Source organism: Pseudomonas sp. SWRI99, from assembly GCF_014270125.1.
Taxonomy (GTDB): Bacteria; Pseudomonadota; Gammaproteobacteria; order Pseudomonadales; family Pseudomonadaceae; genus Aquipseudomonas; species Aquipseudomonas hamedanensis.
In genome coordinates this window covers 111,661-120,157 of sequence record NZ_JABWQR010000020.1, presented here as the reverse complement: position 1 = coordinate 120,157, position 8,497 = coordinate 111,661, and the positions used below count along the sequence as shown (strand labels likewise).

11 protein-coding genes are annotated in these 8,497 nt (G+C 60.6%); 7 read left to right on the top strand and 4 right to left on the bottom strand.

All coding sequences use genetic code 11. The annotated features are described in order from the left end of the window. Positions 1-299: 299 nt before the first annotated feature. The 3 genes from HU743_RS17595 to HU743_RS17585 all read left to right on the top strand — a co-directional run bounded on the left by HU743_RS17595 (position 300) and on the right by HU743_RS17585 (position 2,214). Positions 300-1,535, top strand: a complete 1,236-nt coding sequence (locus HU743_RS17595) for an MFS transporter (protein WP_186650143.1) — start codon at positions 300-302, stop codon at positions 1,533-1,535. A gap of 98 nt (positions 1,536-1,633) precedes the next feature. Continuing rightward, on the top strand, positions 1,634-1,912 hold the full coding sequence (locus HU743_RS17590; RefSeq protein WP_186650153.1) for a type II toxin-antitoxin system RelE/ParE family toxin: 279 nt from the start codon (positions 1,634-1,636) through the stop codon (positions 1,910-1,912). 14 nt (positions 1,913-1,926) lie between these two features. Beyond that, positions 1,927-2,214: a HigA family addiction module antitoxin gene (locus HU743_RS17585; RefSeq protein ID WP_186650151.1), complete on the top strand. Its 288-nt coding sequence runs from the start codon at positions 1,927-1,929 to the stop codon at positions 2,212-2,214. A gap of 4 nt (positions 2,215-2,218) precedes the next feature. On the opposite strand, the gene HU743_RS17580 is transcribed toward HU743_RS17585, so the two are convergent. Beyond that, on the bottom strand, positions 2,219-2,770 hold the full coding sequence (locus tag HU743_RS17580; RefSeq protein ID WP_186650139.1) for a DJ-1 family glyoxalase III: 552 nt from the start codon (positions 2,768-2,770) through the stop codon (positions 2,219-2,221). A gap of 66 nt (positions 2,771-2,836) precedes the next feature. Continuing rightward, on the bottom strand, positions 2,837-3,283 hold the full coding sequence (locus tag HU743_RS17575; RefSeq protein ID WP_186650136.1) for a DUF4879 domain-containing protein: 447 nt from the start codon (positions 3,281-3,283) through the stop codon (positions 2,837-2,839). 220 nt (positions 3,284-3,503) lie between these two features. On the opposite strand from HU743_RS17575, the gene HU743_RS17570 reads away from it, so the two are divergent. Together HU743_RS17570 and trmA are read left to right on the top strand one after the other, a co-directional pair. Next, positions 3,504-4,799 (top strand): NCS2 family permease, encoded by a 1,296-nt coding sequence (locus HU743_RS17570; RefSeq protein ID WP_186650133.1) that lies wholly within the window; start codon positions 3,504-3,506, stop codon positions 4,797-4,799. Then, entirely contained in the window at positions 4,796-5,875 is a 1,080-nt protein-coding gene (gene trmA / locus HU743_RS17565; protein ID WP_186650130.1) for a tRNA (uridine(54)-C5)-methyltransferase TrmA, read from the top strand. The genes HU743_RS17570 and trmA overlap by 4 nt, the downstream gene beginning before the upstream one ends. Positions 5,876-5,928: 53 nt before the next feature. On the opposite strand, the gene HU743_RS17560 is transcribed toward trmA, so the two are convergent. Further along, positions 5,929-6,375 carry a DUF2442 domain-containing protein gene (locus HU743_RS17560; RefSeq protein WP_186650127.1) on the bottom strand — a complete coding sequence of 149 codons (447 nt, stop codon included), beginning with the start codon at positions 6,373-6,375 and terminating at the stop codon, positions 5,929-5,931. Continuing rightward, complete coding sequence (locus HU743_RS17555; protein WP_186650125.1) at positions 6,372-6,800, bottom strand: DUF4160 domain-containing protein; 429 nt, start codon at positions 6,798-6,800, stop codon at positions 6,372-6,374. Before HU743_RS17555 ends, HU743_RS17560 begins: the two co-directional genes overlap by 4 nt. 329 nt (positions 6,801-7,129) lie before the next feature. On the opposite strand from HU743_RS17555, the gene aroQ reads away from it, so the two are divergent. Continuing rightward, a complete protein-coding gene (aroQ, locus tag HU743_RS17550) occupies positions 7,130-7,570 on the top strand; it encodes a type II 3-dehydroquinate dehydratase (RefSeq protein WP_186631117.1) in 441 nt (146 codons plus the stop codon). Positions 7,571-7,574: 4 nt separating this feature from the next. After that, the gene (locus HU743_RS17545) at positions 7,575-8,429 is read left to right on the top strand and encodes a shikimate dehydrogenase (protein ID WP_186650123.1); all 855 of its coding nucleotides are present in this window, start codon (positions 7,575-7,577) and stop codon (positions 8,427-8,429) included. Positions 8,430-8,497 lie beyond the last annotated feature (68 nt).

Sequence of the window (8,497 nt, the reverse complement as noted above, 5' to 3'; positions counted from 1 at the left end):
GGAGCTTGCTCCCGCCCGGCGACGCAGCCCCTGTGGCGAGGGAGCTTGCTCCCGCCCGGCGACGCAGCCCCTGTGGCGAGGGAGCTTGCTCCCGCTGGAGTGCGAAGCGCTCCCAGATATTTCTAACGATAAACCGAGGTTACGACGACTGCGTCGCCGAGCGGGAGCAAGCTCCCTCGCCACAGGGTTGCAAAACCCGGAAAATATCGATGTCTGGCTAACTGAATTTTTTTCGTAGCAACTTCCTGTTACAGACTGGTGATAATCTCGCCGTTCCTTCGCCCAAGACCTGCCTTCAGATGCCCACTCAAGCGCCGCTGCTGTTACGTCATCACCGTCCATTCCTGGCTTTCTGGCTGGCGCGGATTTTCACCGCCAGCGGCTTTCAGATGCTCACTGTGGCGATTGGCTGGAATCTCTACCAACTGACCGGCAACGTGCTGGATCTGGGCCTGGTCGGTCTGGTCGAGTTCGCTCCACGGGTGCTGTTCATGCTGCACACCGGGCACGTCGCCGATCGCTACGACCGGCGCAAGGTCGCTGCACTCTGTCAGTCATTGCAGGCCATGATTGCCCTGGCGCTGGCCATTGGCAGTGCGACCGACCACGTCACGCGCGAGTTGATCTTCATTCTCGCGTTTCTGCTCGGTGCGGCGCGATCGTTCGAGATGCCGACGACTCAGGCGTTGCTCCCAAGCATCGTTCCCAGCGCCCTGTTCCCGCGTGCCGTCGCCGCCGCACAATCGGCGCAGCAGTCGGCAACCATCGTCGCTCCGGCCCTTGGTGGCTTGCTCTACGCGTTCGGCAGCGTCTGGGTCTATGGTCCGACCGTGCTGCTGTATGCGATTGCCTGTGCGCTGATGCTCAACCTGCCGGCCCGCCAGACGCCGCTGAACAAAGGCAAAGCCACCCTCGACTCATTGCTGGCGGGAATTCGCTTTATCCGCAGCCGCCCGGACATTCTCGGGGCGATCTCGCTGGACCTGTTTGCGGTATTGCTGGGCGGAGCCACGGCGTTGCTGCCGGTGTTCGCCAAGGACATTCTACTGACCGGCCCGTGGGGCCTGGGCCTGTTGCGCTCGGCGCCAGCGGTGGGCGCGTTGCTGATGTCACTGTTTCTGGCGCGCTTCGCGGTGGAGCGCAATGTTGGCCGGGTGATGTTCACCGCCGTCGGCATATTCGGTGTCGCCACCATAGCGTTCGGCCTGTCGACGTCGTTCTGGTTCTCATTGGCGGTGCTAGTGGTCCTCGGCGCTGCGGACATGATCAGCATGGTCATCCGTGCCTCGTTCGTGCAGCTGGAAACCCCGGACGAAATGCGCGGCCGGGTCAGCGCGGTGAACGGCCTGTTTATCGGCGCTTCGAACCAACTGGGCGAATTCGAATCCGGCCTCACCGCTCACTGGTTCGGCACGGTGCCGGCGGTGGTCATGGGCGGGATCGGCACGCTGGTGGTGACGGGAACGTGGATCAAACTGTTCCCGACCCTGGCGAATCGGGACCGGATGCATGTGCCGGTCGAAGAGAAGGTCTGAGTTTTTTGGAAAACTCACCTACTCATCACACATCAAGCGACAAGGTGCGGTACATATCTACCGCACTGGGTGTAATGTATCGCCTTACACTCGCCGCCATGATCAAGTCCTTTCAGCACAAAGGCCTTCGTGGCTTCTATGAAACAGGTTCGACTCGTGGAATTCGTGCCGACCATGCAAAACGACTGTCGCGCATGTTGCAGTTCATGGATCGAGCGACGCTTCCCGGCTACCTGGATTTGCCCGGCTGGCGCCTGCATCCGTTGAAAGGTGAGCTGAGCGAATACTGGTCGCTCAGCGTTTCAGGCAACTGGCGAGTGATCTTTCGTTTTGTCGGTTCGGATATCGAATGGGTCGATTATCTGGACTACGACTGACAGGAGGCAGGCTCATCCCCATGCACAACCCGCCACACCCCGGTGAAACCCTGCTGCTGGATGTCTTGCCTGAGCTTGGCATCAGCGTGAGCGAATTGGCCCGGCATCTTGGTTTTGCCCGTCCGCACCTTTCCCGCGTGCTGCATGGACACGCGCCGATCAGCCCGGACCTGGCGGTACGACTTGAGCGTGCGGGCATTGGCAAGGCGCGCGTGTGGCTAGGCGTCCAGACCGATTACGATCTATGGCAAGCAGAGCATCGCGAGCAACCGATGATTGAACCCATCGCGGCCCAGGGCTGATCCCTTAAACCAGCAGCTCCCCCGCCATCCTTCCCCGCAACACCTTGCCACCAAGCTGCTCAACCAGGGTCAAGGCAAATTCCAGAGCCGCGCCTGAGCCCTGGGCCGTGATGCAGTTGCCATCGACCACCACTGGTTGATCAACAAACGTACAGCCCGATAATTGGTGGCTGGCGCCGGGCAAGCAGGTCATGCGCCGCTGGCGCAGCACGCCTGCTGCTTGCAGGGCGGTGGCCGGGGCTTCGCCGATGGCGGCGAACAGCCGTCCGGCGCTGGCTTGGTCCTTGAGCAGTTGTTGAAGCGGCTGATGCGCCGCCAAATGTTGTGAACCGACGGCACCGCCGGGCAGCACGATCAGGTCGAAGGTCTGCGCCAGCACATCGACCAGCATGCCGTCGGCAGTCAGGCGTGTACCGCGGGCGCAGGTGAGCATACGTCGGCCTTCGATGCTGGCGGCGACGACTTCAATGCCGGCGCGGCGCAGCACGTCGATCAGGGTCACGCTTTGCAGATCGTCGATGCCCTCGGCGAGGGTAATCAGTGCTCTAAAAGTCATGGGCGCTATCCGCTGGGTGATACCTGAAGCGTAGTCAGCTTCACCCGGATCGCGCAGCGTCAGCCGTTACTTGATGTAAAGCTGGGTCGACAGGGTGTTGCGCGGCGCATTGATCGAGGTGTTGCTGAAGCTGAAGGTGCCTTCCTGCTTGCCGGCCAGATCGAAGGTATAGAGAGAACCGACGGTTTTGCTGCCAGGGCTGCACTCGGTCAGATTGCCGTTATCGAAGGCACACACCGGCGCTCGGGTGCCGTTGATTTCGAAACCATCCAGGGCGACCCGTGGCTGGTTCTGCCCATAGCCGACTTCCAGCACATAAACCTTGATGTTCGGCCCGTTGTGATTGCATTGAGTTTGCGGCTGGTTATCGGCAATGTCTTCCAGGCCACAGGCCGGCGATTGCACTTTGATCACCTTCACTTCGGACAACGGTGGCGCCGACGCCGCGAACGCCGGGACTGCCGCGAGCAGTGCTGCAATCAATCCAGAAACTGTCATCCCGCCGTTACGCATGCCTGCCCACTCCGAAAAATCAGCGCGCAGTATGGCGCAGTTATTTGCTGCGTAAAACTTCGCCGACGATCGACGCCAACATCCGCCAAATTCCTCACGCTGCTGGTATGATGCGCGGCTTTTTCCGGCCCACCACAATTTTCCAGGCGCTTGCGACGGTCTGTGCTTTGCTGTTGAGGTCGATACATTTACGGCGCCACGCGCGCCACGGGGAGCAGACATGCTGGAAAGGCTGTTTCAACTCAAGGCACACAACACCAACGTGCGCACCGAGATTCTCGCGGGCGTCACGACGTTCCTGGCCATGGCCTACATTCTGTTCGTCAACCCGAGCATCCTCGGCGAGACCGGCATGGACAAGGGTGCGGTGTTCGTCGCCACCTGTCTGGCGGCCGCCATCGGTTCGACGATCATGGGCCTGATCGCCAACTACCCGATCGCCCTTGCGCCTGGCATGGGCTTGAACGCCTTCTTCACCTACACCGTTGTGCTGCACATGGGCCACACCTGGCAAGTGGCGCTGGGTGCGGTGTTCATCTCGGCGGTGTGTTTCTTCCTGCTGTCGATCTTCCGCATCCGCGAGTGGATCATCAACAGCATCCCGCTGCCGCTACGCTCGGCGATTGCCGCCGGTATCGGCTTGTTCCTGGCGCTGATCGCTTTGCACAACGCCGGCATCGTGGTCAGCAACCCGGCCACCATGGTCGGCCTCGGCGACCTGAAACAGCCGGCGCCGATTCTTGCCACCCTCGGCTTTGCCCTGATCGTTGCCCTCGAAGCACTGAAAGTGCGCGGCGCAGTGCTGATCGGCATTCTGGCGGTGACCATCGTGTCCATTGCCATGGGCTTCACCCCGTTCGGCGGCGTGACCTCAATGCCACCGTCGCTGGCGCCGACCTTCATGCAACTGGACATCAAAGGCGCGCTCGACATCGGTCTGGTCAGCGTGATCTTCGCCTTCCTCTTCGTCGATCTGTTCGACAACTCCGGCACCCTGATCGGCGTCGCCAAGCGCGCCGGCCTGATGGGCAAGGACGGCCACATGCCGAAAATGGGCCGTGCGCTGATCGCCGACAGTACCGCCGCCATGGCCGGTTCGCTGCTGGGCACCTCGACCACCACCAGTTACATCGAATCGGCGGCGGGCGTGAGTGCCGGCGGCCGTACCGGTTTGACCGCCATTGTCGTGGCGATGCTGTTCCTGCTGGCGCTGTTCTTCTCGCCATTGGCAGCCAGCGTTCCGGCTTTCGCCACGGCGCCGGCGCTGCTGTTCGTCGCCGTGTTGATGACGTCGGGTCTGGCAGAAATAGACTGGGAAGACATCACCGTCGCCGCGCCGGTCGTTGTGACCGCGCTGGTCATGCCGTTCACTTATTCGATCGCCAACGGTATCGCCTTCGGCTTCATCGCCTGGACCGTGATCAAACTGCTCGCCGGGCGCGCCCGTGAGCTGAACCCGGCGCTGGTGATTCTGTCGATTCTGTTCGTGATCAAGCTGGGTTGGTTCAACGCATGACATTCGATTCTCAAGCCTACGCCGAACAACTCGCCGCCAAGGTCACGCGCCTGCGTGACTTGCTGGCACCGTTCGCCGCACCCGAGCCGACCGTGTTCGACTCGCCGTTGCAGAACTTTCGTCTGCGGGCCGAGTTCCGCCTGTGGCGCGAAGGCGGCGAGCGTCACTATGCGATGTTCTCTCAGGACGATAAGCGCACACCGATCCTGATCGAGCAATTCCCGATCGCCAGCCTGCGTATCAACCAGTTGATGCCGCAACTGAAGGCGGCGTGGCAGGCCAGTTCGGCGCTGAGCCACAAGCTGTTTCAGGTGGAGTTTCTGACCACGCTGGCCGGCGATGCGATGATCACGCTGTGTTATCACCGTCCGCTGGACGAGCACTGGCACACCGCGGCGAAGCAACTGGCCGCGGACCTTGGCGTCAGCATCATCGGACGCTCCAAGGGCAAGCGCGAAGTGATTGGTCAGGATTACGTGGTCGAGCGGCTCGAGGTCGGCGGGCGCACCTTCAGTTATCGCCAACCGGAAGGCGCATTCACCCAGCCCAACGGCACGGTGAACCAGAAGATGCTGAACTGGGCGTACGAAGCCTTGGGCGATCGCACTGACGATCTGCTGGAGCTGTACTGCGGCAACGGCAACTTCACCCTGCCACTCGCCACCCGTGCACGCAAAGTGCTCGCTACCGAAATCAGCAAGACCTCGGTCAATGCCGCCTTGAGCAACCTCAGCGAAAACGCTGTGGATAACGTCACCCTGGTGCGCTTGTCCGCCGAAGAGCTGACCGAAGCGCTCAACGAAGTGCGCCCGTTCCGGCGCCTGCACGGCATCGATCTGAAGAGCTACGAATTCGGCAGCGTCTTCGTCGATCCGCCGCGCGCCGGCATGGACCCGGATACCTGCGAGCTGACCCGCCGCTTCGACAACATTCTGTACATTTCCTGCAACCCGGAAACCCTGGCGGCAAACATCGCCCAGCTTCACGACACCCACCGCATCACCCGCTGCGCGCTGTTCGACCAGTTCCCGTGGACCCACCACATGGAATCGGGTGTGCTGCTGACCCGGCGTTGATCGCGGCACCGGATACGAAGAAGCCGTCGTGACTGACGGTTTTTTTGTGGGAGCTAGGGCGCGATATCGGTTTTACGCGGACGCCCGCCTTTTTTGCCATTCGCTCGTGCAGCTGCGGATTTTGCAGCACTGCTTTGACGACCGTTGCGCGAAGCAACGACCGAAGCCGCCATCCTCATGAGTGAAGGGCTCGCCGAAATCATACCGGCGATTGAAATATCCAGGTCTTTACCCTCATGACAAAGCGCTGTGCCGGAGAAGCCGATCGTCAGGCTTGCATAATCGGCTGCGTCAAACCCATCGAACTCCGGATACAGCTTTACCGGCAGCAAAACACCGCTGCCATCCTCGAAACAAACCACCAGTGATGATCCTTCGGAGGTCACGGACACGGCCTGCAAACTGCTGGCTTGTCGTGCCTCGCCAAGTTTTATGGCGGCATCGAGCATTTCCTCCGTCAAGGGGCGATGCTCGGACGGTCTTGCCTTGATGACTTTCATAAATCGATTTCAACTCCTCCCAATTTGCCGAGCAGCGTCAGAAATATCCTATCTTCTTCTGGGTCATAGCACGCCGATCCGATTCGGTAGGTCGTTTCGGTGACCGGCTTCATCACGGGCACTTCATTTGATTCGCAGTCCCATACCTGATTGTCGAGACAAGCGGTTTGCATGCCCGACCACCAGATTCCGCGTGCGCGACGCAGATGCGCCGATAGTCCGAATGACTGACGCAGGCCTTCAAGCACGGCTTGCGGCGGCCGACGGGACAGCGGCACGACATCCCAGAGATCAACGTCGTTGTGCCAGAAGCTGAAGCGCAATCGCGCACTCCAGGCGCCCGCATCCACATGGGCGTGCGGTGGACAGTGTTCATCTCGCAACATGATGCATATCGACAATCCCCTGTAACTGCATACCTTCATGCTAACCCATCCGTTAGGTTTATAAATTGCAAAACTCGATTTTCCTTTCGAGTCCGACGACCGGTGTATGAGAACAGATCTTCCGGAAGTCACAGAAGGCTAGCGGTTTCGTGGTAATCGAGGCCGCAGAAGGAACGGAAAAAACGTAAGCAAAGCTGTCGTTACACCTTGAAAAAGATGGATCGCCATAAGTTGGCGTGCGATCACCGAACAAAAAACATTCCTGCCTAAGTAGTTCAATTGACCAATGTAACCAACTAGTACATTTTATCTCCACAGGCTGAACCCCCCTCGGCCCAAGCCAAAAACAATAAGTGGAGTTCTTCCCCATGCGCCCTATCGTTCTGGTGCTTAACGGCCCGAACCTGAACCTGCTCGGCACTCGCGAGCCGGCGACTTACGGTCACGAGACCCTGGCTGACATTTCTGCGCTGTGTGGTCGCGCCGCTGAAGAATTCGGTCTGAGCGTGGAGTTTCGCCAGACCAATCACGAAGGCGAGTTGCTTGACTGGATTCACGCCGCTCGCGGCCGTTGCGCCGGGATCGTGATCAACCCGGCCGCGTGGACACACACCTCGGTGGCGATTCGCGATGCGTTGGTGGCCAGCGAGTTGCCGGTCATTGAAGTGCATTTGTCCAACGTTCATGCCCGTGAGCCGTTTCGCCATCAGTCGTTCGTCTCGGCGATTGCCACGGCGGTGATGTGCGGGTTCGGCAGCCACGGCTATCGACTGGCGCTGGAACACTTCAGCCAGCGGCTCAAGGGGTAAGCGCATGTCCGGATGCAACGCGATACTCGCCGGGCTGATCGGCGCCGGCATTCAGGCCTCGCGAACGCCTGCGCTGCATGAGCGCGAAGGCGATGCTCAAGGTCTGCGTTATCTGTACCGGTTGATCGATCTGGATCAACTGCACCTCGACAGCAGCGCCCTGCCCGACCTGCTGCTGGCGGCCGAGCGGATGAATTACACCGGACTGAACATCACCTTCCCGTGCAAACAGGCGATCATCCCGCTGCTCGATGAACTGTCGCCGGAAGCCCGCGGTATCGGGGCGGTAAACACCGTGGTGCTGAAGGACGGCAAGCGTGTCGGCCACAACACTGACTGCCTCGGTTTCGCTGAAGGTTTGCGCCGGGGTTTGACGGACGTCGCCCGTGAACGCGTAGTCCAGATGGGCGCTGGTGGCGCTGGCGCGGCGGTGGCTCACGCGCTGTTGAGCGAAGGCGTACGGCAACTGACTATTTTTGATGTCGACCGCGAGCGTGCGGAAAGCCTGGCGAACAATCTCAACCAGCATTTTGGTGTGGGGCGCGCGCAGGCCGGAGGGGATTTGCCCGGCGCGCTGGCGCGGGCCGATGGCCTGGTCAACACCACGCCCGTGGGCATGGCCAAGCTGCCGGGCTCACCGGTGCCGGCCGAGTTGCTGCGCAAGGAACTGTGGGTCGCAGAGATTGTGTATTTCCCGCTGGAAACCGAGCTGTTGAGTAACGCCCGCGCCCTGGGCTGCCGAACCCTGGACGGCGGCAACATGGCGGTGTTTCAGGCAGTGAAAGCGTTCGAATTGTTCAGCGGCGTGGTGCCGGATGCGCAGCGGATGCTGGCGCACTTTCAAAGCATGAATGGCTGAACCCTGCCGCCACCCTGTAGGAGTGAGCCTGCTCGCGATAGCATTTCGTCAGCCGATACGTATTCGTC